At 56.0% G+C, this 23261-nt stretch carries 26 protein-coding genes; 2 read left to right on the top strand and 24 right to left on the bottom strand.

Going from position 1 to position 23261, the window contains the following annotated elements:
• From AC4EYZ_RS12990 to AC4EYZ_RS12970, 5 genes are all read right to left on the bottom strand, one after another.
• Window positions 1-444 carry a universal stress protein gene (locus AC4EYZ_RS12990; protein ID WP_022521256.1) on the bottom strand — a complete coding sequence of 148 codons (444 nt, stop codon included), beginning with the start codon at window positions 442-444 and terminating at the stop codon, window positions 1-3.
• Window positions 445-465: 21 nt separating this feature from the next.
• A complete protein-coding gene (locus AC4EYZ_RS12985; protein ID WP_022521255.1) occupies window positions 466-1749 on the bottom strand; it encodes a TRAP transporter large permease in 1284 nt (427 codons plus the stop codon).
• A gap of 30 nt (window positions 1750-1779) precedes the next feature.
• On the bottom strand, window positions 1780-2358 hold the full coding sequence (locus tag AC4EYZ_RS12980; RefSeq protein WP_022521254.1) for a TRAP transporter small permease: 579 nt from the start codon (window positions 2356-2358) through the stop codon (window positions 1780-1782).
• A gap of 354 nt (window positions 2359-2712) precedes the next feature.
• Window positions 2713-3759: a TRAP transporter substrate-binding protein gene (locus AC4EYZ_RS12975; protein WP_027957982.1), complete on the bottom strand. Its 1047-nt coding sequence runs from the start codon at window positions 3757-3759 to the stop codon at window positions 2713-2715.
• Between the two features lie 185 nt (window positions 3760-3944).
• A complete protein-coding gene (locus AC4EYZ_RS12970) occupies window positions 3945-4532 on the bottom strand; it encodes a TIGR02444 family protein (protein WP_022521251.1) in 588 nt (195 codons plus the stop codon).
• Between the two features lie 29 nt (window positions 4533-4561).
• Here AC4EYZ_RS12970 and AC4EYZ_RS12965 point away from each other — a divergent pair, with 29 nt between their 5' ends.
• Window positions 4562-6538: an ATP-binding cassette domain-containing protein gene (locus tag AC4EYZ_RS12965; protein WP_022521250.1), complete on the top strand. Its 1977-nt coding sequence runs from the start codon at window positions 4562-4564 to the stop codon at window positions 6536-6538.
• An 81-nt stretch (window positions 6539-6619) separates the two neighbouring features.
• Here the strand turns inward: AC4EYZ_RS12965 and AC4EYZ_RS12960 are convergent, their stop codons facing one another.
• The 12 genes from AC4EYZ_RS12960 to AC4EYZ_RS12905 all read right to left on the bottom strand — a co-directional run bounded on the left by AC4EYZ_RS12960 (window position 6620) and on the right by AC4EYZ_RS12905 (window position 16188).
• The gene (locus tag AC4EYZ_RS12960) at window positions 6620-6814 is read right to left on the bottom strand and encodes a hypothetical protein (RefSeq protein ID WP_022521249.1); all 195 of its coding nucleotides are present in this window, start codon (window positions 6812-6814) and stop codon (window positions 6620-6622) included.
• Complete coding sequence (locus AC4EYZ_RS12955) at window positions 6811-7368, bottom strand: ATPase (RefSeq protein WP_328796898.1); 558 nt, start codon at window positions 7366-7368, stop codon at window positions 6811-6813. Before AC4EYZ_RS12955 ends, AC4EYZ_RS12960 begins: the two co-directional genes overlap by 4 nt.
• 76 nt (window positions 7369-7444) lie before the next feature.
• A complete protein-coding gene (dtd, locus tag AC4EYZ_RS12950; protein WP_022521247.1) occupies window positions 7445-7882 on the bottom strand; it encodes a D-aminoacyl-tRNA deacylase in 438 nt (145 codons plus the stop codon).
• A gap of 46 nt (window positions 7883-7928) precedes the next feature.
• Window positions 7929-8510, bottom strand: coding sequence for a chalcone isomerase family protein (locus tag AC4EYZ_RS12945; protein ID WP_009286223.1), 582 nt, complete (start codon window positions 8508-8510; stop codon window positions 7929-7931).
• A 105-nt stretch (window positions 8511-8615) separates the two neighbouring features.
• On the bottom strand, window positions 8616-9461 hold the full coding sequence (locus tag AC4EYZ_RS12940) for a universal stress protein (RefSeq protein WP_022521246.1): 846 nt from the start codon (window positions 9459-9461) through the stop codon (window positions 8616-8618).
• Between the two features lie 124 nt (window positions 9462-9585).
• Complete coding sequence (thiD, locus tag AC4EYZ_RS12935) at window positions 9586-10416, bottom strand: bifunctional hydroxymethylpyrimidine kinase/phosphomethylpyrimidine kinase (protein WP_009286224.1); 831 nt, start codon at window positions 10414-10416, stop codon at window positions 9586-9588.
• 136 nt (window positions 10417-10552) lie between these two features.
• Window positions 10553-11665 carry a TRAP transporter substrate-binding protein gene (locus AC4EYZ_RS12930; RefSeq protein ID WP_009286225.1) on the bottom strand — a complete coding sequence of 371 codons (1113 nt, stop codon included), beginning with the start codon at window positions 11663-11665 and terminating at the stop codon, window positions 10553-10555.
• A 168-nt stretch (window positions 11666-11833) separates the two neighbouring features.
• Window positions 11834-13240 carry a TRAP transporter large permease gene (locus tag AC4EYZ_RS12925; RefSeq protein WP_022521229.1) on the bottom strand — a complete coding sequence of 469 codons (1407 nt, stop codon included), beginning with the start codon at window positions 13238-13240 and terminating at the stop codon, window positions 11834-11836.
• Window positions 13240-13800, bottom strand: coding sequence for a TRAP transporter small permease subunit (locus AC4EYZ_RS12920; RefSeq protein ID WP_009286227.1), 561 nt, complete (start codon window positions 13798-13800; stop codon window positions 13240-13242). The genes AC4EYZ_RS12925 and AC4EYZ_RS12920 overlap by 1 nt, the downstream gene beginning before the upstream one ends.
• A 101-nt stretch (window positions 13801-13901) precedes the next feature.
• On the bottom strand, window positions 13902-14735 hold the full coding sequence (locus tag AC4EYZ_RS12915; RefSeq protein WP_089691363.1) for an endonuclease/exonuclease/phosphatase family protein: 834 nt from the start codon (window positions 14733-14735) through the stop codon (window positions 13902-13904).
• Between the two features lie 5 nt (window positions 14736-14740).
• The gene (locus tag AC4EYZ_RS12910) at window positions 14741-15373 is read right to left on the bottom strand and encodes a thiol:disulfide interchange protein DsbA/DsbL (protein WP_027957988.1); all 633 of its coding nucleotides are present in this window, start codon (window positions 15371-15373) and stop codon (window positions 14741-14743) included.
• Window positions 15374-15558: 185 nt separating this feature from the next.
• A complete protein-coding gene (locus AC4EYZ_RS12905) occupies window positions 15559-16188 on the bottom strand; it encodes a c-type cytochrome (protein ID WP_022521226.1) in 630 nt (209 codons plus the stop codon).
• A gap of 350 nt (window positions 16189-16538) precedes the next feature.
• Between AC4EYZ_RS12905 and yihA the strand changes: the two genes are divergently transcribed.
• Complete coding sequence (gene yihA, locus AC4EYZ_RS12900) at window positions 16539-17177, top strand: ribosome biogenesis GTP-binding protein YihA/YsxC (protein WP_009286228.1); 639 nt, start codon at window positions 16539-16541, stop codon at window positions 17175-17177.
• Here yihA and AC4EYZ_RS12895 read toward each other — a convergent pair.
• Genes AC4EYZ_RS12895 through argH form a run of 7 tightly spaced genes read right to left on the bottom strand, consistent with a single transcriptional unit; the run spans window position 17150 to window position 23238 of the window.
• Complete coding sequence (locus AC4EYZ_RS12895; RefSeq protein ID WP_041157314.1) at window positions 17150-17908, bottom strand: HAD family hydrolase; 759 nt, start codon at window positions 17906-17908, stop codon at window positions 17150-17152. The two genes, yihA and AC4EYZ_RS12895, sit on opposite strands and share 28 nt — an antisense overlap.
• Entirely contained in the window at window positions 17905-18849 is a 945-nt protein-coding gene (locus AC4EYZ_RS12890) for a tyrosine recombinase XerC (RefSeq protein WP_474192362.1), read from the bottom strand. The genes AC4EYZ_RS12895 and AC4EYZ_RS12890 overlap by 4 nt, the downstream gene beginning before the upstream one ends.
• Window positions 18842-19552 (bottom strand): DUF484 family protein, encoded by a 711-nt coding sequence (locus AC4EYZ_RS12885; protein ID WP_027957991.1) that lies wholly within the window; start codon window positions 19550-19552, stop codon window positions 18842-18844. Before AC4EYZ_RS12885 ends, AC4EYZ_RS12890 begins: the two co-directional genes overlap by 8 nt.
• A 16-nt stretch (window positions 19553-19568) precedes the next feature.
• Window positions 19569-20402 carry a diaminopimelate epimerase gene (dapF, locus tag AC4EYZ_RS12880; RefSeq protein WP_022521222.1) on the bottom strand — a complete coding sequence of 278 codons (834 nt, stop codon included), beginning with the start codon at window positions 20400-20402 and terminating at the stop codon, window positions 19569-19571.
• Window positions 20402-21673: a diaminopimelate decarboxylase gene (lysA, locus tag AC4EYZ_RS12875; protein ID WP_022521221.1), complete on the bottom strand. Its 1272-nt coding sequence runs from the start codon at window positions 21671-21673 to the stop codon at window positions 20402-20404. The genes dapF and lysA overlap by 1 nt, the downstream gene beginning before the upstream one ends.
• Before the next feature lie 33 nt (window positions 21674-21706).
• A complete protein-coding gene (lptM, locus tag AC4EYZ_RS12870) occupies window positions 21707-21838 on the bottom strand; it encodes an LPS translocon maturation chaperone LptM (RefSeq protein ID WP_022521220.1) in 132 nt (43 codons plus the stop codon).
• Window positions 21835-23238: an argininosuccinate lyase gene (gene argH, locus AC4EYZ_RS12865; RefSeq protein ID WP_474193051.1), complete on the bottom strand. Its 1404-nt coding sequence runs from the start codon at window positions 23236-23238 to the stop codon at window positions 21835-21837. Before argH ends, lptM begins: the two co-directional genes overlap by 4 nt.
• Window positions 23239-23261 lie beyond the last annotated feature (23 nt).

The following is a 23261-nucleotide window of genomic DNA, read 5'->3' as shown; positions in this document are numbered from 1 at the left end:
TTAGACCACCAGCGTGGGGCAGTGTGCTGCACCCGCCACCCGTTGAGAAACGCTGCCTAGCAGCGGGTTCTTCTCGCCATTGGTGCCCTGGGCACCAATCACGATCAGATCGCACTCCCGCTTACGGGCAAAGCGCACAATAATGCGCGAGGGTCGCCCGCCCTTCACAAAAGCACGCACGCGAGCACTGTCAGCGCCAAGCTCAATCGCATGAGATTTTGCGTGCACAGCGATCTCGGTGGCGTACTCTTTTAGCGCATCGTCAGGGATATCCAGCTGGTTGGGCCGCACCATAGAGAGCGAGGCCTCCAGCAAGCTGTGGTGTTTAAACACGCACAGCAAATAGAGCTCAGCGCCGGTTAGCATATGCAGACCCACCGCTTTTTCCAGCGCCCTTAAGGCGCCTTTTGAACCATCCACCGGGACTAAAATGCGATTAAACATTCGCGTACTCCTTGTGGCTGTTTAGCGGAAGGCGACATCGCGCAGGAACAGCGCAATTTGCGGGAACATGATCAGCAGTGCAGCCGCTAAAATCAGCATGAAAATAAACGGCGGGGTGCCTTTGATCACATCCCAATAGGGGCGCTTGAAAATCGCAATAGCGGTGAAAATATCGCACCCAAAGGGCGGAGTTGCCGAACCTATCGCCACCTGCAAGGTAATCAAAATACCCACCAACACAGGATCCAGGCCTGTCGCCGCAATGGCGGGTGCGAAAATGGGCGTTAGCACCAGAATGACCACGATCGGATCAACAAACATACAGGCCACAAAGAAGGAGATACAGATGGCAATCAATACGCCCGTGGGGCCAGCTTCGTTGACACCCACCGCCTCCAGAATCATTTGCGGAATCTGAGCAAACGAAATGATCCACGAGAAGCCATTACCCACCGCGACCAGGATAAAGACAACGGCGGTAATCAAGCCGGTAGATTTGGCGATGGCATAAATGTCGTTCATCTTAAGTGAGCGGAAGACCACAAACTCAAGCAAAATGGCATACAGCACACAAGCTGCAGCAGCTTCAGTCGGGCTGAAGATACCGCCGTAAATACCACCGACAATAATGACCGGAAAGCCAAGCGGCCAAAGAGCCTGCTGAACCGCTACTGCGCGCTCTTTCCAGCTCGATTTTGCTTCAGTAGGTACATCTTTAACGATGGCGTAGATAATGCAGTAAATCGAGAACATAACCAGGATCATTAACCCTGGCCCAATCCCGGCAATAAATAGCTCGCCGATAGAGGTGCCCGAGATAACCCCGTAAATGATCATGCCGATACTAGGCGGAATCAAAAACGCAATATCGCTGGAATTGATAATCAGCGCCAGCGTGAAAGAGTCTGAGTAGCCCGCTTTGAGCATTTTCGGACGCAGCGGCGAACCGACAGCGACCACGGTTGCCTGGGTAGAGCCAGATACGGCGCCAAACAGCGTACAAGAAGCCGCCGTGCTCACCGCCAAGCCGCCTTTAATATGGCCGATAAACGCCATCACCATATCAATCAATCGGTTAGCGGACTGCCCGCGGGTCATGATATCAGCGGCAAGGATAAACATGGGAACCGCAATAAGTGAGGCTGGGCGTATACCCGCCATCATCTGCTGGATCAGCGTATCCATCTGGCCGAAGCCGTTAAACATCATATAGAAGCCGATTACCGCAGCGGTAATCAGCGGAATCATCATTGGAAAGCCCAGCAGCAGCAGGGCAATCATGGTGGTGACCATTATTGTCGTCATAGCTGTTCCCCTAGGGTGCAATGCCCCGCGTTAGACTTCTGTTTCGGTGTCTTTATATCCATCCACCACGCCCGTCGAGAGATAGACATCGTGGGACGTGAAGTTTTTAACCGCGGTCAGCAAGTATTGAATACCGGTGATTAAAAAGCCCATCGGCACCCATAGGTAAATGATCCACACCGGCAAGCCCAAGGAGGGCAACACCCTGCCTTTGCTATGCAGATCCAGGATATAAACGATCGAATAGTAGAGCAGGAAAAACATCACTAGCGATGTGAACAGCGCGATGCAGATCATTAGCGCTCTGCGCCCACCTACCGGCAGCGCATCATAGATAGCCGACATGCGAATATGACGACCATGACGGGCTGCATAGCCAATACCCGCAAAGGTAATCATGATGATCAAAATGCGGTTTAGCTCACCGGAGAACATGATGCTGTTGCCAAATACAAAGCGGGCAACCACGTTGGTGACCGTATTCAGCGCCATTAGCAAAACACCCATCGCGAGAATCACGGCTTCTATTTTGCTAATTGCAGTGTCGATCACGCCTAGTACCCCCGGCAAGCCGGAACGGTAACTCTTTTCCATCTCGTCATCGGTCATGGCCGGACTCCTTTTGAACGGCTCTAACGGCAACAGTTACGTGCCGTAGGCACAATAAACACAGCGTTATTCCAGAGCTATCTCAATCCAAGCTATCTCGTCAAAACCCGCCTATTTCCCAACTTGCCTAAACCAGAGCTGCTAGACAAGTCTTACCTCGTGCAAGGCGAGGAGTTAACTAAAGCGTAACGGCTTGCGGCCGCCGATGATTCAACGCTAGATGTACGTAACCCAACGGTAACGATGTCAAACCCCAGCCCGAGTAGCCCCCGCCTAACCGCCGCAAAACAAAAAGGGGCAGCCTTTGCTGCCCCTTGATCAATCAACCGTTCGCCAATGCGGCTTTAAGGATGATTACTCGTTTGTTACGGCTTCAAGGTCAGCTTTAAACTGCTCGAGCAGCTCTTGACCACCTTCACCGGTCATTTCCAGGAAGGCTTCTTCAACCTGCGGGGCACGCTCACGGAAAGCTTGAATTTGCTCTTCGTCGAGACGTGTCACCGTCACTTCATCAGATGCTTCCTGAATTTTCGCTAATGATTCTTCAGCCAAGCCTTTGATATGCTCGATAGTGTGGTCATAGGCAGCTTCAGAGGCTTCATTCACCAACGTTTGATCTTCTTCAGACAAACCTTCGTAGAAGTCCTGGTTGGCCATCATCGCAGTAGTGAACCAGCCGTGACCGGTAAACGTCAGGTGCGGAGACACTTCGTACAAACCGCCAGACTCAATCCAGAAAATCGGGTTCTCTTGACCATCAATGATGCCGGTCTGCAGACCACCGTAGACTTCACCCCAAGGCAACGGCGTCGGCGTTGCACCAAAGGCGTCGTAGGTCTCCGACAACAGCGGGTTGGTCATGGTACGGATTTTCTTATTATCCATATCTTCCGGTGAGCTAATCGGCTCGTCGGTCGTCACGACCATTTCGCCTTCCGGATACATCTTCAGTAGCTCTAGGCCTTGCTCGGCGTAAAGCTCAGGGAACATCTCGTTGATAGCCTTACTTTCGTCGAAGAACGTCAGTACAGTCTCTTCGTCGGTCGGTAGCAGGTAAGGAATAAAGAAGATTTGCGCTTCCGGAATAAGCGCACCGGTAAAGCCAGGCGACTGGTTTACAAACTGCAGAATACCGTTCTGAGTCTGCTCCATAATGTCATCAGACTCGCCCAGCTCACCAAAGCGGTAAACCTGCACGGTGTGGTCTGAGTTATCTTCAATGTACTCTTTAAAAGCATAGGCAAAGACGTCTTGAACGTCGCCTTCATACTCCTCGTGAGCATAGCGCCAGTTGTCTGCTTGAGCAGCGGCGCTTAGACCAAACAGCAGTGCACCCACACTTGCCGTGGTCATTAACTTTGTAGTTACAGAACGTGTAGAAACGAATTTGCTTGCCTTCATGCGGTGTTCCCCTTGCAGTGGTAAGCGCGCTTTACGAGTGCGCAAGAACCTGGATAAGCCTCGCGTATCTCAACACGACACTGTTGTTCGCTAACCGGTGTTCGCCAACCGGCAATGGTGCTGCTCTATACTGCGTTCTAGCGGGCGAATAGCGCTAGGTATTTCAAATACAGCTTAATTTCAGGCTAGCGCGCTCCTTGGTGAGGGTCAAGCTGGCAAGTAAGCGTTTGTAGCGAATCAAGCCACTCATTTTGCTCCTTTATACTCCCCTCGCCTTGACGGGCACACCTTCCTAAAAACAGTTGTTTTAGCAGCCACTTATCTACATCTAGCGACATTTCAACAACGTTAACCACACGTTCCTCATCGCTGGGCGAGGCCGAAGCCCACGCTTGCCAACGTTGAAGGTTCTCACGCTCAGCCATCAGTTCGGCCTGTTTGATGGTCTCGCGCAGCGCTTTTACGGACTCGCTTGCTGCCGCTGAGGCTTTTAAGTCTTGGCGTAACCCACGCAATACCTCCGTTACATGGCACTGCCAAAGGTGACGCTGCTCACGCTGGTAAGCCAGCGCTCTAGGTTCGGCTTCCAGACCGCAAGAGTAGAGCCAGCAATGAAACAGCATCTCGCACACATCCAGCCCGGCCTCCTCTTGAAGCTTCAGGCAGGCCGCTTCAACGCCGGGTCTAGCGTAGAGCGTCAGTGCAAAATCCCATAACGGTGTCTGCTGTAGGCGCTGCAATCGGGTAGAATCAAGCGTAATAGAATCTCGCATCAAATGACCCACTTTCTTCGGGAGAAGGCATGATCGCACTGCGCCAAGTCGCCTTGCAACGCGGCACGCAAACGCTACTCGACAACGCGGACATTACCCTTAATAACGGGGTAAAGGCCGGGATTATCGGGGCAAACGGCGCCGGTAAATCGAGCCTATTCAAACTGCTGCTCGGCGAGCTTGCGCCCGACCAGGGCGATGTCGAGATGAGTGGCGGCCAGCGCATTGCGCATATGGCCCAGGAAGTTGACGCCCTCGACCGCCCAATTATCGAGTATGTACTCGATGGCGACTTGGCGCTACGCCAAGCAGAAGCTGACTTATTGGCCGCCCAGGAAGCCGGGCAAGCCCACCGCGAAGCCGAACTGCACGGTTTGATTGAGACCCTGGATGGCTACCGTGCGGAGTCGCGTGCGGCGCAATTGCTGGTGGGGCTGGGCTTCGTCCAGGCTGACCTCGCCCGCCCGCTCTCGGCGTTTTCCGGCGGCTGGCGGATGCGGGTCAATCTTGCTCGTACGCTGTTTATGCCTTCCGATCTACTGCTGCTGGATGAGCCTACCAACCACCTGGATCTAGATGCCCTGCTGTGGTTGGAGCAGTGGCTAACCCGCTATCCTGGCACCCTGCTGCTGATTTCCCACGACCGTGACTTTTTAGATGCCGTATGCGATCACATCGTGCATATGCACCACCAAACCCTGGAGCTATACCGCGGCAATTACTCCCAATTCGAGCGCACTCGCGCCGAAAAGCTTGCTCTGCAACAGGCTGAAGCCGCCAAGCAGCAGGCTCGCCGGGAAGAGATCGAACGCTTTATCGCCCGCTTTAAAGCCAAGGCGACCAAGGCCAAGCAGGCACAAAGCCGGGTAAAAATGCTCGAGCGCATGGAAGATATCGCCGTCGCCCATGTGGACTCCCCCTTCCACTTTACGCTGCCCGCCGCCGATAAAACCTCGCATCCTCTGCTGGTGCTTGACCAGGCGCAGCTAGGCTATCGCGGTAAAAAGGGCGACGGCAGTGACGACAACATTCAACTAGACAAGGTCAACGTCACCCTGCTGCCCGGTAGCCGCATTGGCCTGTTAGGCCCCAACGGGGCGGGTAAATCGACGCTGATTAAGTCGCTCACCGGGGAGCTTGAGCTGCTTAACGGCAAGCGCGTACCCGGCGAGCATTTGGCGATTGGGTATTTTGCTCAGCATCAGCTTGAGAGCCTGGATGTTTCATCGACGCCCTTTGTGCATGTCCAGCGCCTCTCGCCCACCGCCAGCGATCAGGATATCCGCAACTTCCTGGGCGGCTTTGGCTTTAAGGGCGATGACGCCTTCGGCACAGTCGCCAACTACTCTGGAGGTGAGAAAGCCCGCCTGGCGCTGGCCCTCGTCGCTTGGCAAAAACCCAACCTGCTGCTGCTCGATGAGCCCACCAACCACCTGGACTTAGAGATGCGCGAGGCGCTGACCCAAGCGCTGGCAAGCTTCGAAGGCACGGTTATTCTGGTCTCCCACGACCGTCACTTACTGCGCGCCACGGTCGATGAGTTCTGGCGGGTGGCGGATCACCGTGTCGAGCCCTTCGATGGTGATTTGGAAGATTACCGGGCTTGGCTTAAAGCGCGCCTGGAAGAGAGCCGTCGGGATTCCCGCGGTGAAAAAGCCGAGCGCCAGAACCAGCAGCCTAGCGGCGACAGCCGAGAAGCGCGTAAAGCATCCCGCAAAGCGGCTGCCGAACTGCGCGAGAAGCTGCGCCCACTGAAAAAGCAGCGCGACCAGGCAGAAAAAGCCATGGAGAAGGCCCAGCACGAGCTTGATAAGGTGGAACAAGTGCTGGCAGACCCTGAGCTCTACACTGACAGCAGCCGCAAAGCCGAACTGACCAAGACGCTGAGTCAGCAGGCAGAGATTAAAGCGCGCCTGGATGAATCAGAGCGGCAGTGGCTCAGCGCCGAAGAGGCGTTGGAGACAATGGAAGCAGAACTGCTCGCCAGTGAAGAGACGGCTAGCTAGCGGAAAGCGAATACTCAACAATAGGGCTAGCTTTCCAACAAAAACGTTACCGGGCCGTCGTGGAATTGGAATGCCTGATCATTAGCTCGTAGAGGAACCCTGGGGATGTGAGATGTCTATTTGGTTCTCGGGAGCGTCACCACCTGCCAACTCAGGTTTGCCGTCTTTCCAAATAACCGCGTACTGGCCAAGTCGACGCTTACGCTCCAATGTTTCTGTCACAGCGGCACGAAGGCTGTTGAGCATTTCCTGCGTGTCGGGTGCAAGCTGGCTCATGACGCTGACTCCTTACAGATTAATTGAAAATACGGATCATTGATTATATCTCGTTTGCTTCCACGCTGCTCAAAGACAAGTTCTGGCATATCGCCATCATTCATAAAACAACGAGCGCGAGTAACACATGGCGCAAATAGCGTTAATAGGTTGCGCAAACTTCGCGGAAATCGGCGCTGAATGTCTTTCGAAGGAATATCGTGGCCGCCATGTGAAACACGCTCTGCAACGCGTAGACGTGACATTTCGACGGAAGGTAGGGCTAGATAAACTAACTCTACGCGCCAACCCTCTGATAGCAGTTGTTTCACCAGCCGCATATAGCTTCGTCCAGATAGTGTTGTTTCAAAGGCAAAGTCATCTCTTTCCTCAATTGCCTGTTGGACTTCGCCCAAGAAAATTCTGCTAGCGGTTAGTAGCTCCCGCTCTGGCGCCAGCGGAGAGAGACCTGCAGCAATCAAGTCAGCATTGATAAACCGGGAGCAATGCGCTACCTGAGGGAGATAATGAAGTGCGAAGGTCGTCTTACCGGCTCCATTAGGCCCAGCAACGATCCAGCAAGTGGGTGGCTGAGTATTCGATGTAATGACGACTCTCCTTTCCAGCGAAGGATATTTGCAAAGTAAACAACTAGCTTTCCAGCAAAAACGTTACCGGGCCGTCGTTAATTAGCGCCACCTGCATATCGGCGCCAAATTCACCGGTGGCGACGTGCGGCCAGGCAGTACGGGTCTGGGTAACCAGCAAGTTGAATAGCTCTTCACCCTGGGCGGAAGGAGCGGCGCTGGAGAAGCCCGGCCGCAGCCCCTTACGGGTATCCGCCGCCAGGGTGAACTGGGAGACGAGCAGCAGACCACCGTTCACCTGCTGCAGGTTGTGATTCATTTTACCTTCGGCGTCGCTGAATACCCTGTAGTGGAGGAGCTTGTGCAGCAGTTTTTCCACGCTAGTCCCGTCATCGTGCTTCTCCACTCCTATCAGCGCCAGCAGTCCATGGTCGATACTGCCGACGATTTCGCCCTCCACTTCCACGCTGGCGCGCTTCACGCGCTGAATGAGTGCCTTCAAAACGTCTCTCTCCCCACTAGCAAACGGCCATTATAACGACCGCTCGTTAATTTTTCCCTAGCAGGGCATTGCGAAAATCTTCACCCAAAGGCCGCTCACCCAGCCAGATACCGAACATGGCGCTAGCCAGCTCTGCGTTACCACCCTCATATAATGTTTCGCCGTTTAGCGCCAGGCGCAGCGTGTCACCGTCCCAACTTAGCACATAGTGATCTTGCGGCTTGACGTCCTGGTAGCTTTGGTTAAATGCCTCAACCTCTGCTTCCAACTGGGAAAATTCATAGGCGGTGAGGCTCTTCTGAAGGCTTTCTGTGGTGGCTTCAGAGAAGTCAGGGGCGTCGATGGCATGGAAATAAGCAAGCTCCAAACGCCTTGGAACGTCACTCAACGGCTGTGGCTCGGATTCGCCTGCCTGGTAGTAGGCGCCCGCATAGGCCGTCCAGATCATGTAGCGAAACACGCCACTACCAATAAGGCTATAGCGCTGGCCGTGCTCCTCTACCGTGCGCTCAAACACTTCGCCTTTTTCCGTCACACTGTTGGCCATCGCCCAAGGCGTTAGCGATAGGCCAGCTAACAGCAGTGACCATTGTATGGCGCGCCTAGCCCCTAATAAGCATATAGACATAGAACCTCCTCATGGCAGTATATCTATACATACCAACACACCATATAAAGGTTCCGTACAATATATATGATTGGCCGTTCACTACTGATTATTAACACCACCCACTTACCAGGCACGGCAGAGCATTAAATCGCAATGCGGTTCACACAGGAGCATCTCGGTTAGCTGGCTGGTGTGGTGGGGCTGACCGCGACTGCCGATCATCACGAGATCGGGCGTGTGGCGCTTCATATATGCTTGCAGCACATCACAGGGCGCGCCTTGTTCTAACACCAACTCCACATCGGGAACTCCTTCTAACTCGCGTATCAGGCTATCGACTTCGTTACTCAACTGCTCACGCAGACGCTGCACTTCATGTTCACGCCAATGGGCGTAATAGGCTTGCGAACCCAACTCGCGCTCGCCGGGCAGTGTCCAGGCGTGCAACAGTGTCAGCGTGGCTTCAGGGAAGCGAATCAGCGCCTCTTTCAAGGTATGCCGCGCCGTCAGTGAAAAATCGATGGGCACCAAAATATGCTGCCAGGGCTGGGTCGGCTGGTGAGAAGAGACCACCACAGGGCATGGTGCACTGCGCAGCACGCGCATTACCGTGGTACCCGCCAGCAGGTCTTTTTGCCCGCGCTTGCGATGCATGCCCAGCACAATCAGCTCGGCGTTGCGCTCATGAGCTTCGCGGACGATTTCAACGTGAGGCGAGCCGGTCACGGTCTGGATCAGCGTTTTCGGCGCCTCTAGGGCGTAGTCTTCGCGTAGATCCGTCAACATGGTAGTGATGTCTTCCACTACCGCGCTCTCGACATCCAGCAGCACACGCCTGGGTAGATAAGGATCCAACACGTGCAGCACGTCTAGCTGAACACCCTGGGCATAGGCCAAACGTAACGCCCGAGCAAAAGCGGCGCGATTATCAGCGGAAAGATCGGTGGCAAACAGAATGGTGCGAGGCATGGCGAAACGCTCCTCGGCTGAGCAGCTCAGCCTTACAAGCCGTTAAGCAAACACTCCTTAGCATGGTGTGCAATGTCCATTCTCGCAAGCACTGTTGCCCAAATGCCACTGGCTACAGCTAGCATCACCACCAAGCGTGAAAATGGTGCACCGGACCGCGTCCTTTCCCCACGTTTAAGCGCACGCTCGCCTCCAGGGCTGCATGCAGCCACTGCTTGGCATCACTGATAGCGGCTACCGGGGCATCCCCTTCGGCATCCACTGGTAGCTTCGCCAAGCAAGCGGCAATCGCTGAGGAGAGCGCACAGCCGGTACCGTGCAAATTGTCGGTATCGATTCGCGAGGCGGGCAACCACTCATGGCCATTGGGGGTTGCCAACAGGTCTGGGCAGGTTTCCCCGCGCAGATGGCCGCCTTTCAGCACCACATAGGGCGCGCCCAATTGCGTTAACCCCGGCAGCATCGCTTCCATGGCGTCTAAACTGGTGGGCGACGGCGTGTCGAGCAATACCGCGGCTTCCGGCAGATTGGGGGTAATCACATCGGCTAGCGGCACGAGAATATCGCGCACTGCATGAATACCGGCGTCGTCGACCAGAACATCCCCGCTCTTGGCGACCATCACAGGGTCGAGCACAATCCAGCGTGGGCGGCGCTGACGCAGCACATCAGCAATAACCTCGGCGACTTCACGGCTCGCCACCATGCCAATTTTAACCGCGTCTATCACCACATCATCCAGCAGGTGTTCCAACTGCTCGCGTATGGCCTGAGGCGAAACGGGGTACACCGAGGCCACCCTGCAGGTATTCTGGGCAATCACCGCGGTAATCACGTTGGTGCCGTAAACGCCAAGGGCTGAAAAGGTTTTTAGATCTCCCTGCAGCCCGGCGCCCCCCGAAGGATCGGAGCCGGCGATGGTAAGCACATTGCGAAGACGGGAATGGGTAGACATGGGGCTCCTTCACGGCAAAACGTCACTGTACTCCTAGGATACCCAAGCTGCGCGCCTTATGCTGCCGAAAACGTACATGCCAAACACACAAAAGCCGCCCGAAGGCGGCTCGTTAGTGTGCATCAAGCACGGCAAACTATTGCGCGGTGTCACCTTCCGGGTTGCGGGCGTTGTAATACGCCTGCTCGGAGATGGCGTGGTAATCCTCGACCTTCTCCTGGAACGCTTGATAGGAGTCATAGATACGCGTAGCTAATTCGCTCGATTCAGCCAGCTCGGCGACCACATCTTGAGAGTGCTCACGCGCCTGGGCCAGTACGTCATCGGGAATGCGGCGTAGCTCAACATCATGCTCGTTCACCAGGGTTTCCAGCGCATCGTTGTTACGTGCGGTGTACTCATCCAGTACGCTCTGGTTAATGTCGCTAATAGCGGTACGCAGGATCGCCTGCAAATCCGCTGGCAGCTCCGCGAAAGCCTCTTCGTTAACGATTGCCTCAAACATGACTGTGGGCTCGTGCCAGCCTGGATAGTAGTAATAATCGGCGGCTTGGTGCAGGCCAAATGCTAGGTCGTTGTAAGGGCCAATCCACTCGGTTGCGTCAATCGCACCGGATTGCAGCGAAGTAAAGATCTCGCCACCCGGCATATTCACAATCGCGACCCCCATGCGGCTCATCACTTCGCCACCCAGGCCCGGCATACGCATTTTCAGTCCGTCGAGGTCGGCAACCGAATTGATCTCTTTGTTGTACCAGCCGCCCATCTGCACGCCTGAGGCACCCGCCACCATGACGTCAACGCCGAAGTCATCGTAGAGCTCGTTCCACAACTCCATACCGCCGCCATAGCTTAGCCAAGCGTTCATCTCTTGTGCATTCATGCCAAACGGCACGGCAGCAAAGAACTGCGCAGCAGGCGCTTTGCCTTTCCAGTAGTAGGAGGCGGAGTGGCCTAGCTCAGCGGTACCGTCAGAAACGGCGTCAAACACCTCAAACCCCGGTACCAACTGGCCAGCACCGAAGACTTCAATGGTCAGGCGGCCATCCGACATTTCATCGACCAGCTGGGATAACCGCTCGGGTCCCTGACCAACACCTGGGAAATTTTTCGGCCAGGAGGTGACCATTTTCCAACGGAATTCTTCCTCTTGCGCCTGGGCGTGATTATCAACGCTAGAGACTGCCAACAAACTGGCGGAAAGTGCAGTCGTCATGGCGATGGCGGTAGGGAGTGTCTTGGCTTTCATACAATAACCCTCTTACTTTCTATTATTACTATTATGAGTAGGGAATACTCCGCCTAGCGTAGAACACTAGGCGGTTTACTTCAGGCCATTAATGGCTATTTACTGCTTATTAATTAGGTTGCCACTTCTTAACGTTGATAGCAGCGATGTTTTTCAACTAACCCTTTATTAGCCAAACTGCGCTGGCAGCCACGTTGCCAACTGCGGGAAGAACGTTAGCATCAGCAACATACCCAGTTGCATTAGGATAAACGGGATAACGCCACGGTAAATAGCCGAGGTAGATACAGATGGCGGCGCTACGCCACGCAGATAGAACAGCGCAAAGCCGAACGGCGGCGTTAAGAACGACGTTTGTAGGTTAATCGCGATCATGATGCCCAGCCAAATCGGGTCAAGGCCCATGGCAAGCAAGATCGGCCCGACAATGGGCACCACCACAAAGGTGATTTCGATAAAGTCGAGAATAAAGCCGAGCAAAAAGATCACCAGCATAACGATGATCGTCGCGCCGACCACCCCACCAGGCATACCCTCGAACAGTTCGGTCACCATGTGTTCGCCGCCGTAAGCGCGAAACACCAGCGAAAACAGCGCTGCACCGATCAGGATCAAAAACACCATGGTAGTCACGTGAGTGGTCGAACGCAGCACGTCCTTCAACGTCGCCCAATCGAGCTGACGATAAGCCAGCGCCAGTACTAAAGCGCCGAAGGCGCCTACCGCTGAAGCCTCGGTCGGCGTGGCAAAACCACTAAGAATCGAGCCCAGTACCGCCACAATCAGCACCACCGGTGGCACCAGCCCTTTGAGCAGTAGCATGCCAATCCCTGAGGTATGACCAAGCTCGGCCATCAACTCTTCACGGTCGGCAGCAGGCGCCATATGCGGACGCAACCAGGCCACCAGGGCCACATAGACCATGTACATCACGACCAGAAGTAGCCCAGGCACCAGCGCGCCCATAAACAGGTCGCCCACGGAGACCGTTTTAGGGCTGAAGATACCCATATCCAACTGCGCCTGCTGATACGCCGATGACAGCACATCACCAAGCAGTACCAAGGCAATGGAAGGCGGAATAATCTGCCCCAGAGTGCCGGTGGCGCAGATGGTGCCGGTTGCCAACGAGGTGCTGTAGCCACGCTTTAGCATGGTGGGAAGCGACATCAGCCCCATGGTGACCACCGTGGCCCCCACAATACCGGTAGAGGCAGCCATCAGCATACCCACCAGGGTCACCGAAATACCCAGGCCACCGCGCATGGCACCAAACAGCAGAGCCATGGCATCCAGCAGCGTCTCAGCCACTTTGGATTTTTCCAGCAACACGCCCATCAAGACAAATAGCGGCACCGCCAACAGCGTTTGGTTGGTCATTATGCCGTAGAGCCGGTTGGGCAAGGCGGCAAGATAGCCACTATCAAAGTTAGCGTCGATACCGATGGCTTCCAACCCGAGTCCCATTCCGGCAAACAGCAGCGCCGTGCCCGCCAGCGAAAGCGCCACGGGAAAGCCGAACATCAACACAATACAGATAACGGCAAATAAAATAACTGGCATAAATTCCAGCATCAAACACGCTCCTCAAGGTGATTGCCACCAGCAGCTCCCGGCGTTATCCGCCCGGTCATCACGTAGCCATTGCGCACAATTTCAATCACGCCTTGCACGATCATCAGCACGGCAAACAACGGTATCAAGGTTTTCAGAGCGTAGACTGCCGGAATACCGCCGTAATCGGAGGAGGTCTCCAGAATACGCCAGGAGTTGGCCACGTAGCCCAGACTGGAAGCGATGATAAAGACCATCACTGGAATCAATAGCGTGATAATGCCCACCACATTGATTAACGCCTGGCGACGCGGGGTCATGCCTCGATAGAAGATATCCACCCGCACGTGGCCGTCGTGGCGAAACGTATAGGCGGCAGCGAGCATAAACACGCTGGCGTGCATATACATCACTAGTTCTTGCATGAAGATGCTATTCACACTGAAGGCATAGCGAAGCAGTACAATCGCGAACTGAATCAACATCATAAGGATGATCAGCCACGCAAGGGTACGCCCGAACCATTCGGAAGCGCGGTCCAGCGCACCAATAAAAGCAGGTAGTTGTGTTGTGTCCGACATGGGAGTGTCTCGCGTAAAACGGCTAAGGGGATCAGCGTCCCAGACAATAGCGCATATACGCGGACAATGCAGCGCTCACGGAGTGCACAGCGTGCTTATTATTAAACGCTTGAACGAATTGCCGCTAAACAGGCCTCGGGCAAGGGTAAATCGACAGCAATCGGCAGGTGGTCAGAGAAGAGATGATCCAGCACCCGCACTTCGGCGGCCTCTAACGATTGCGAAAGCAGAATATGATCCAACGCATGGCGCGGCTGCCAGGAGGGGTAACTGAACAGGGGTTTAACCGGGTGCAGCGGTAGCGACGCACTAAAACGCTCGTGAGCGTGCAGTTGGTCAGGGGTGCAGTTGAGATCCCCCATGACCACCACGTGGCGCAGTGGTTGAATGATATCGCTTAAGTAGTTGAGCTGACGCACCCGGCCGCGGTGGCTTAGCGCCAGGTGGGCAACAAAGATATGCAGCGCATCAGGCCCTTCGCCAAAGCGGGCGTGAATCGCACCGCGCCCTGGCATTGCCCCCGGCAAACGGTGCTCTTCTATTTGGCTGGGTACCAAGCGCGAGAGTAAACCGTTACTGTGCTGGGCAATGTGCCCCAGATTGCGATTGAGCTGCTGAACATGATGGGGAAACCCTGCTTGGGCAGCGAGATACTCCACCTGATTGACGCGGCTTGAGCGAAAACTACCGCCATCGACCTCTTGCAGCCCCACCACGTCAAACTTGCTCAGCACTTCGCCCATCACGTCCAGCCGCTTCTGGCGACGCGGGTTGGGCAGTAGGTGCTGCCAACTGCGCGTAAGATAGTGATGGTACGCCGAGGTCTGGATGCCCACCTGCAAATTAAAGGTCAGCAAACGCAAGTGCCCATCTTCAAACAGCGTCGAGCGTGAGCCATTGATGGCTGTTGTGTCACGCTCCCTCGCTTCACGCAACACGGTTACTCTGCGCGCTCTTCACGCACCTGCTCAACCAACGCTTCAGCGACTTTCGGCATGTTTTCCAGGCTACCGGCTGAGCTCGGCGTCACCAGAAAACGGCCATCAATCACCAGGGCAGGCACACCCATTAACTTCATTTTGCGCATACGGTTATTGGCATCATTCACTTCGCTACGCACACTAAAGTCAGTCAGCGCTTGCTTGGCCTCTTCTTCGCTGACGCCATAGTTGGCAAAGAAAGCAGCAATCTCATCGGGCTCTGTGAGCGACTGATTTTCCTGATGAATGGCGTTAAAGAAGTCGGCGTGTAGCTCCTCTTCGATACCCAGCGACTCAGCTGCATAGAATGCTGTAGCGTGGGTATTCCAATCCCCACCCATGGTGGCGGGCATTTTGACGACACTAACGTCATCGTCCAGGGTCTCGTACCACTCATTAATCGGCGTTTGCAGGCGGTAGCAGTGCGGGCAGCCAAACCAAAATACTTCGGTGACTTCAATTTGCCCGTCATCAACCTGGGTTTCTACCGGCGTTTCAAGCAGCTCATAATGTTGGCCTTCAACCACTTCCTGGGCACTCACTGCCGCAGAAAGCCCCAAACCGGCCAGTGCGACCATTAACGTTTTAAACATCGCTCGCGTTTTAGACATTGTAAAAGTTTCTCCATGGGTAAGCGAAGGGTGAGACCGTGGATACATTAGCGGGTTCCCTCAGTTAGCAAACGTTGCCAAGAACGTTGCCTAGTGAGAACCCGCAAACGGCATAAGGAAGTATGTAGGCTGTCTATGTGTGGTTTTAAACGCCCAGGGTTAAAACGTTAGTTCAAACCCAATACATAGTTAGCCACTGCTTCCATATCGTTGTCGCTCATTTTTGAAGCGATGTCGCCCATGATGTTATTGGGGCTATTGTTACGATCACCTGAGGCGAATGCCTGCAACGTTGAGACCGTGTACTGAGCGTGCTGCCCAGATAGACCGGGGTAAACGGCGCTGCCGATACCGACACCCGTTGGCGTATGGCAGGCTGAACAGGCAGGAATGCCCTTGGACATATCACCAGCGCGGTAAAGCTCTTCACCGCGAGCCAGCAACTCAGCGTCTTCGTCGCTGGTCTGGCCCAAGTTGGCATCCTGGCGTGCAAAGTGTGCTGCCACATCCCAGGCATCCTGGTCGGAGAAGTCATCCACTTGGCCGGCCATTTGGGGAACCATGCGGTTGCCGTCGCGGATATCCATAATCTGTTTCGCCAGATAGGACATCTGCTGACCCGCTAGATTAGGGAAAGCGCCCGATGGGCTAATGCCCTGTTGCCCATGACAGGCGGCACAGGTCTGGGCCATTTCCTGGCCAGCGGATGCGTCAGCATCAGCTTGATAGTCCGTTTGAGCGTGGGCGATGCCAACGGCGCCCATGGTAATTGCTAGGCTTGCCAGTAACTTTCTCATTGCTATTCCACTATGCCGTTTTATGTTTGACTGGTACGCACCCTGGGCGCTTCCCAGGTTTCACAAGTTACCAGGGTTAGCTCCGCCAATACCAACCTTCGCTAATACCAACAACGTATCGCGATGGTACACTAGCGCCCCAGGTCGCAGATATAAACCGCTTGCATTATAACGAATCACCCCAGCGGCGGGAATGCAAGTGCTGGACTGCTTTAGGGGTAATTCGTCGCGGTACTGCTCTCAATTCTCTATCATGAGTCGCTATCATGCGTTCTACTTTATCGAAGCGATAGAGAGGTGATAGTGCGCAGAGTAGGCCGCTTTTATGTTCGTTTTTCAGGATCAACCCAATGACTACCCCCCATGATAGCCCAGTCCCTCGGCTGAACTACCCGACGGCAAGTTTTCTTATCAGCGCCCCCACCCTGGCCCTGTGCCCGGACGATACCGGCGCAGAAGTAGCCTTTGCCGGGCGTTCAAACGCGGGCAAATCCAGTGCTATCAACGCATTAACGCAACAAAATGCGTTAGCGCGCACCTCGCGCACACCGGGGCGCACCCAGCTGATCAACTTTTTCAGCGTTATGAACGACGAGTCGCGGCGTTTGGTCGACCTACCCGGCTACGGCTACGCCAAGGTGCCGGAAGCGGTCAAGCTAGAGTGGCAAAAGCACCTAGCCGAGTACCTGCGCAACCGTTTCAGTCTACGCGGCTTAGTACTGCTAATGGACGTGCGCCACCCGCTCACCGAGTTCGACCAAATGATGCTCGATTATGCTGACCAGCGCGGAATGCCGGTGCATATTTTGCTCACCAAAGCCGACAAACTGAAAAAAGGCCCTGCCAGCGCTGCGTTGCAAAAAGTGCGCTCACGCTTGAAAGAGTGGGAAGACCTCGTCTCTGTTCAGCTGTTCTCTTCACTCAAGCGCGACGGCGTCGATACGCTGTCCCAGAAGCTCAATCAGTGGCTGTATACACCGCCAGAATGAGGCGCCTCTAACTTCTCGAGAATGCTGGGCAGCTCTTTAATATGGGCAATACGATGCACGCGCGTGGGGAGCGGTTGATCCTCTGTTTCAGAAATCCATACCGCGTGCATGCCCAACTGCTGGGCAGGTAACACGTCCTCCTGCCACGAATCGCCCACGTGCATAGCACACTCGGGGGAAACGTTTAAGCGCGACAGCGCGGTGAGGAATGGCGTCGGATCAGGCTTGGGCGCCAGTAACTCACCCGCGGCAATGGCCACCGGAAAGTAGCCAGCCAGCGGCTGACGTTTAAGATGAATATTACCGTTGGTGATCGCCGCCAACTGATAGCGCTCTGCCAGGGCAGCCAGCAGTCCGGCCGCTTCTGGATGGGGCGTGACCTGCACGCGCAGGCGGTGAAACTCATTCATCGCTGCTGCTGCCCACATCAACGCAGCACTGCGGTGCAGACCTGCGTGTTCTAACTGGGCCTCCAGTGAGCGCAAACGTAGCCAAGTGAAGTCGCCGCGCCGTTCGGGCACCTCTTTGGCCAACTGTTGACGGCGCTGCAGATAATCCAGCCCGCCGCTTTCGTGGGATAACGCCAGCGCTGTTTCCTGGCGTGCCGCTCGCCATGCCTCAAGTGCCTCCAGTAGCCAGCGGTAGTGGCCCTCTTCGGTACGCGCCATGACTCCGTGGTTGTCCCATAGGGTGTCGTCCAAATCGAAGGTAATGGCCTGCAGCATCGTCATGGTTTGCTCCTGGGGCTATTCTTACTGTCGTTGGAGCCTCGTTTAGCACGAGGGTGCGCTGCGTCGTAGCTGGTCGCCAGATGCTGCCAATCAAGCCGGGTGTAGATTTGCGTGGTCGATAGATTGGCGTGCCCCAACAGCTCTTGCACGGCGCGCAGATCCTGGCTCGACTCCAACAGGTGACTGGCAAAGGAGTGCCGCAAACGGTGCGGGTGCAGGTGTTCGGGCAAGCCACGGGCAAGCGACAGCTGAGCTAAGCGCTTTTGAATGGCACGATGCCCCAAGCGCTGCCCGCGTTGGCCCACAAATAGCGCCTGCTCATCAATGGGTGCCAGCACTGAGCGACACCCCAGCCACTCAGCCAGCGCCTGCTGGGCGCGGCGCCCTACCGGCACCTGACGCGGCTTGCCGCCTTTGCCGATCACCCTTACCCGGCTATTCTGCAAATCGCCCAAATCAAGCGCCGCCAGCTCCGCTAAGCGCAGGCCACTGGAGTAAAACAGTTCAAGAATAGCCTGATCTCGCACGCCCAGCGGCGAGCCATCGTGGGGGGTATCGAGAAAGCGCGCCAGGGCATCGACATCCACCGGGCGCGGCAGGTGGCTGGGCTGTTTGGGCGTACGCAGTAGTCCCACCGGGTTATCGACCAGCACACCCTGCTTGACCAGGTAATCGGCGAAGCGGGAAAGTGCCGCCCGCCGCCGGGCAAGGCTTCTAGGCGCCAGCCCCCGGCTACGCTCCGACCCCAGAAAAGCCCTCAGCAGAGCGGTATCTAACGCTGCAGGATTTGTCACATCGCGTCGCTCGGTGAAGTTACACAGTGCGGCCAAATCATGCTGATAAGCCGCCACCGTGGCAGGGCTAGCATGGTATGCCAGCGCCGCTAAAAAAGCCTCAACGCGCTTGGCTATCGTTATTTCCGTTGGAAGAGCTTCAGCCATAGTCGCCCAGGCGCACCAGCAGGCGCGCGACGATATCACCCAAGTACTCAGTGAACAGCGTATCCATGCTGGCCCGATAGGCGTCAGGGCTGGGGCTGGCCAGCAGCAAATAGCCCAAAGGGTCACCCGCCGAGAGCCGTGAAATCGCACAGGAACCGGCTTTGCGCGGCGCTTTGACATGGGGCAGCAAGCACTTCCAGTCGCTGACGCTAAGCTTCACACAGCGGCTAGTGCGGCCATCCAGCAGCGCCGACAGCCGTGTGCTGGCATGTTGATCAAGCACGTGCCGTGGCGGTTGAGGCGGCGTCGGTTCACTATCGCTTAACGTGGCCGGACACCACAGCGCCATGGCCGGGGTTTCAAAGCGCTCGCTAAGCTGAGTGGCCAATGCTTGCGCCAGCGCATCGCGATCCGGCGCTTCCACCAGGGCTATCAACGTTTCCCGCAGCCGGCGGTACTGGGACTCGTTATGGCGAGCGGTTTCCAGCAGGTGCTCCAGGCGGCCCTCGGCGGTTTCCGCGCGCTTACGCAGATCTAACACCAGGCGCTCGAGCAGTGACACCGACCCGTCGATATGCGGATGGGGAACCTGCAGTTGCTGCAGAAGCCCTTCCCGGCCGACGAAAAAATCGGGATGGCGCGCCAGCCAGAACGCCACTTGATCAGGCTCGAGCGTTTTGCGGGGTTCGGGGGCTTGTGACATCGCCGTTCTCCTCGAATTAATTAAGTGCTACGCGGCCATCGAAGACGCGTGTAGCTGGCCCCACCATCGTTAGCGCCCCTTCAGGGTCAGGCCACTCAATGCTGAGCTCTCCACCGGGTAAATGGACTTTTACGGGGCTTTTTAGCAGCCCCTGGCGAATACCGCTGGCCACTGCAGCGCAGGCACCGGTACCGCAGGCCAGCGTTTCGCCACTGCCGCGCTCATACACACGCAAACGAATTTCACTGGGCGAGAGTACCTGCATAAAGCCCACGTTAACACGCTTGGGAAAACGCGGATGCGCCTCTACCAACGGCCCGAGGCGCTCCACCGGGGCGCTATCAACGTTCTCAACCTGCATCACAGCATGTGGGTTTCCCATAGAGACCACGCCGATCTGCAGCGTTTCATCACCCACTTGTAACTGATGCAGGGGTTGATCCCCAGGGGCATCGAACGGCAGCGCCAAAGGGCTAAACCGCGGGCGGCCCATATCCACTCGCACCATACCGTCGTGCTGCACGGTCAGCACCAACGGGCCCCCGGCGGTTTCTACGTGGATTTCATGCTTGTGGGTCAATCGCTGATCGCGCACGAAGCGGGCAAAGCAGCGTGCACCGTTGCCACAATTTTCCACTTCACTGCCGTCAGCATTGTAAATGCGGTAGCGAAAATCCATCTCTGGATCCCGGGGCGGTTCGACGAGCAACAACTGATCAAAGCCAATGCCGAAACGCCGGTCTGCCAGTGCACGAATCTGAGCTTCGTCCAACCGGGCGCGCTGAGTGACTAGATCCACCATGACAAAGTCATTACCCAGGCCATGCATTTTGGTGAAGTGTAACAGCATCAACGCCCCCCTTCGGGCAGCAGCGCTTCACCCGCCCACAGACTGGCAACGGTTTCCCGCGCGCGCACCACATGGCAGCTGTCGCCATCAACCATTAACTCGGCGGCGCGAGGGCGACTGTTATAGTTCGACGCCATAACAAAACCGTAGGCCCCCGCCGAGCGCACCGCCAAAAGATCGCCTTCGGTAATCGCCAGCTCGCGTTCCTTACCCAGGAAGTCACCCGTTTCACACACTGGGCCCACTACGTCGTAAAGGGCGCTTTCGCGTGTTTGACGAGTATCCACCGGCACAATCGCCTGCCAGGCCTGGTACAGCGCCGGGCGAATCAGGTCATTCATGGCCGCATCGACAATGGCGAAGTTCTTGGTCTCTCCAGGCTTGAGAAACTCTACCCGAGTGAGCATGACACCCGCATTGGCGGCGATGGAGCGACCGGGTTCAAACAGCAACGTAAGCGCTTCGCCACCTTCCCAACGCGAAAGCCGCGCCAACAGTTGGCTAGCGTAATCAAACGGCTGGGGCGGTTTTTCATCGCGGTAAGGCACGCCTAAACCGCCACCTAAATCAAGGTGCTCGATTTCGATGCCCCGCTCACGCAGCCGCTCCATAAGCACCAGTAAGCGATCAAGGGCATCCAGGAAGGGTGCGGTTTCAGTTAGCTGTGAACCGATGTGGCAGTCGAGCCCCTTCACCTGCAAATTGGGCAGGCTTGCGGCTAGTTCGTAAACCGCCAACGCTTCATCCACCGGGATGCCGAACTTATTATCCTTCAAACCAGTGGAGATATACGGATGAGTACCCGCATCCACGTCTGGGTTGACCCGCAATGAGACCGGGGCAATTTTCCCCAACTCACCGGCGACACGATTCAAGCGCTCAAGTTCGGGGCGTGACTCAACGTTAAAGCACTTAATGCCCACGTCCAGCGCACGAACCATTTCATGGGGTTGCTTGGCAACGCCCGAAAACACTACTTTCGCCGGGTCGCCACCGGCTTTTAGCACCCGCTCAAGCTCACCGATAGAGACAATATCGAACCCCGCGCCCAGCTTGGCCAACAAGCCCAGCACCGCCAGGTTAGAGTTGGCTTTCACCGCGTAACAAATCAGGTGCGGGTGACCACCCAGTGCTTCGGTATAGGCGCGAAAGTGACGTTCAAACGTCGCTTTTGAGTAGACGTAGCAGGGCGTGCCGAACTCGTCGGCAATGCGTGACAGCGGTACATCTTCGGCGTACAGCACGCCATCACGGTAATTAAAATAGTCCATGGTGCTCTCCCCTTCTCCTGGGCCTGCAGCTATCTATTCAGACGCCTGGGCAGATTGCTCGTCAGCGGGTGCATCTTCCGGCAGATAAAGCGGCCCTTTTTGCCCACAGCCGACAACCGCGGTTAACAGCAGCGCCGAAAGGGCCATGATTGCCAGCGTTTTCATGCGCCCGCCTTGAGCGCACTCAGCGCCTCACGCGCTCGCTGTGCAGCTGCCCGCACCTGGTTGGGTGCTGTGCCACCAATATGGTTCCGGGCGGCTACCGAGCCTTCCAGGGTCAACACCTCGAACACATCCTGTTCGATGGTATCGGAGAACTGTTTGAGCTCATCCAGGCTCATCTCAGACAGGTCTTTTTCGCTTTTAAGGCCATAGGCCACCGACTGTCCGACGATTTCGTGGGCGTCGCGGAAGGCCACGCCTTTGCGCACCAAGTAGTCGGCCAAGTCCGTCGCGGTAGAGAAACCACGCCGCGCCGCTTCATACATGCTGGCTTTCTTGGGCTCAATGGCGGGCACCATATCGGCAAACGCTTTTAAGCAGTCGCGCACGGTATCCACTGCATCGAATAGCGGCTCTTTATCTTCCTGATTGTCTTTGTTGTAAGCCAACGGCTGCGATTTCATCAGCGTTAGCAACGACATCAGGTGGCCGTACACGCGGCCGGTTTTGCCACGTACCAGCTCAGGCACGTCGGGGTTTTTCTTCTGCGGCATGATCGAAGAGCCGGTGCAGAAGCGGTCGGGCAAGTCGATAAAGTTGAACTGGGCGCTGGTCCATAGCACCAGTTCTTCGCTCATGCGCGAAAGATGCATCAGTAGGAGGCTGGCAAAGCTGGTGAATTCGATAGCGAAGTCACGATCCGAGACCGCGTCCAGAGAGTTCTCCGTTGGACGGTCAAAGCCTAGAAGCTCTGCCGTAACGTGGCGGTCAATCGGGTACGTCGTCCCTGCCAGCGCAGCGGCGCCCAATGGCATGACGTTGACGCGCTTGCGGCAGTCCAGCAGGCGCTCGTGATCCCGGGCCAGCATCTCTTGCCAAGCCAGAATATGGTGGCCAAAGGTGACCGGCTGGGCGGTTTGCAGGTGGGTAAAACCGGGCATAATGGTCTCGGCTTCACGATCCGCCAGCTCGATCATGCCTTCACGCAGACGCTTGAGCTCCACTTCGATAACGTCGATCTCATCGCGCATAAACAGGCGAATATCGGTGGCGACCTGATCGTTACGCGAGCGCCCGGTGTGGAGTTTTTTGCCGGTAATACCGATCTTTTCAGTCAGCCGCGCTTCGATGTTCATATGCACATCTTCCAGCGGCACCGACCAGTTAAACTCGCCGCGCTCGATCTCGCCCTGAATCTCGTTCAGGCCATTAATAATCGCATCACGCTCGTCATCGGTGAGCACGCCTACCCGAGCCAGCATAGTGGCGTGGGCGATGGAGCCCTGGATGTCCTGGGGGGCCAGGCGCTGGTCGAAATTAACAGACGCGGTGAAGCGTGCAACAAAGGCATCGGTGGGCTCGCTAAAGCGACCGCCCCAAGACTGATTCGTGGCTTGGCTCATCGAAGATATATCCTGCTGACAAA

Source organism: Vreelandella sp. 162(4c) (genome assembly GCF_058152265.1).
Note: the sequence above shows the minus strand (reverse complement) of the source record. Positions and strands in the feature narration are given on the sequence as shown.

Bases quoted from the DNA above. Each gene is read 5' to 3' on its own strand.
- AC4EYZ_RS12990 (WP_022521256.1), bottom strand. From the start codon at position 444: ATGTTTAATCGCATTTTAGTCCCGGTGGATGGTTCAAAAGGCGCCTTA.
- AC4EYZ_RS12985 (WP_022521255.1), bottom strand. From the start codon at position 1,749: ATGACGACAATAATGGTCACCACCATGATTGCCCTGCTGCTGCTGGGC.
- AC4EYZ_RS12980 (WP_022521254.1), bottom strand. From the start codon at position 2,358: ATGACCGATGACGAGATGGAAAAGAGTTACCGTTCCGGCTTGCCGGGG.
- AC4EYZ_RS12975 (WP_027957982.1), bottom strand. From the start codon at position 3,759: ATGAAGGCAAGCAAATTCGTTTCTACACGTTCTGTAACTACAAAGTTA.
- AC4EYZ_RS12970 (WP_022521251.1), bottom strand. From the start codon at position 4,532: ATGCGAGATTCTATTACGCTTGATTCTACCCGATTGCAGCGCCTACAG.
- AC4EYZ_RS12965 (WP_022521250.1), top strand. From the start codon at position 4,562: ATGATCGCACTGCGCCAAGTCGCCTTGCAACGCGGCACGCAAACGCTA.
- AC4EYZ_RS12960 (WP_022521249.1), bottom strand. From the start codon at position 6,814: ATGAGCCAGCTTGCACCCGACACGCAGGAAATGCTCAACAGCCTTCGT.
- AC4EYZ_RS12945 (WP_009286223.1), bottom strand. From the start codon at position 8,510: ATGTCTATATGCTTATTAGGGGCTAGGCGCGCCATACAATGGTCACTG.
- AC4EYZ_RS12940 (WP_022521246.1), bottom strand. From the start codon at position 9,461: ATGCCTCGCACCATTCTGTTTGCCACCGATCTTTCCGCTGATAATCGC.
- thiD (WP_009286224.1), bottom strand. From the start codon at position 10,416: ATGTCTACCCATTCCCGTCTTCGCAATGTGCTTACCATCGCCGGCTCC.
- AC4EYZ_RS12930 (WP_009286225.1), bottom strand. From the start codon at position 11,665: ATGAAAGCCAAGACACTCCCTACCGCCATCGCCATGACGACTGCACTT.
- AC4EYZ_RS12925 (WP_022521229.1), bottom strand. From the start codon at position 13,240: ATGCTGGAATTTATGCCAGTTATTTTATTTGCCGTTATCTGTATTGTG.
- AC4EYZ_RS12920 (WP_009286227.1), bottom strand. From the start codon at position 13,800: ATGTCGGACACAACACAACTACCTGCTTTTATTGGTGCGCTGGACCGC.
- AC4EYZ_RS12910 (WP_027957988.1), bottom strand. From the start codon at position 15,373: ATGTTTAAAACGTTAATGGTCGCACTGGCCGGTTTGGGGCTTTCTGCG.
- AC4EYZ_RS12905 (WP_022521226.1), bottom strand. From the start codon at position 16,188: ATGAGAAAGTTACTGGCAAGCCTAGCAATTACCATGGGCGCCGTTGGC.
- yihA (WP_009286228.1), top strand. From the start codon at position 16,539: ATGACTACCCCCCATGATAGCCCAGTCCCTCGGCTGAACTACCCGACG.
- AC4EYZ_RS12895 (WP_041157314.1), bottom strand. From the start codon at position 17,908: ATGACGATGCTGCAGGCCATTACCTTCGATTTGGACGACACCCTATGG.
- AC4EYZ_RS12890 (WP_474192362.1), bottom strand. From the start codon at position 18,849: ATGGCTGAAGCTCTTCCAACGGAAATAACGATAGCCAAGCGCGTTGAG.
- AC4EYZ_RS12885 (WP_027957991.1), bottom strand. From the start codon at position 19,552: ATGTCACAAGCCCCCGAACCCCGCAAAACGCTCGAGCCTGATCAAGTG.
- dapF (WP_022521222.1), bottom strand. From the start codon at position 20,402: ATGCTGTTACACTTCACCAAAATGCATGGCCTGGGTAATGACTTTGTC.
- lysA (WP_022521221.1), bottom strand. From the start codon at position 21,673: ATGGACTATTTTAATTACCGTGATGGCGTGCTGTACGCCGAAGATGTA.
- lptM (WP_022521220.1), bottom strand. From the start codon at position 21,838: ATGAAAACGCTGGCAATCATGGCCCTTTCGGCGCTGCTGTTAACCGCG.
- argH (WP_474193051.1), bottom strand. From the start codon at position 23,238: ATGAGCCAAGCCACGAATCAGTCTTGGGGCGGTCGCTTTAGCGAGCCC.